Below are 293 nucleotides of genomic sequence, written 5' to 3'. Positions count from 1 at the left end.
GGACTACGTGATGGAGAATGCAGACGTGTAACACGACGGCGCTGATCTTAGGGTCCGCGCCTTTTTGCTAAGGAGGCTAGATGAAGATTAAGAGCAGTATCCACGACTACTACGATTGGGTTGCGCACCAGTACGGCGGTGGCGATCCGAACCTCGTGTACATGCGTGATCGCATTGTGCCCCTTGGCGTGGAAAAGACTCCGTGGGGAACGATCCATACCGAACATGGATTCACGTTTCCCGATGCGTTCAGGAAGTCGCTGAGCCAGTACTGGGATGAGCTGGGTGGTGAC

1 protein-coding gene is annotated in these 293 nt (G+C 54.9%); it reads left to right on the top strand.

Annotated features, from left to right (window positions below; genetic code table 11):
• Window positions 1-80: 80 nt before the first annotated feature.
• On the top strand, window positions 81-293 hold a 213-nt coding region (locus AC1RPW_RS08355; RefSeq protein WP_481769500.1), incomplete at its 3' end, for a hypothetical protein.

Source organism: Dellaglioa sp. CoH-55-MRSF-8 (genome assembly GCF_056782195.1).
This window is presented reverse-complemented; position numbering and strand designations above follow the sequence as displayed.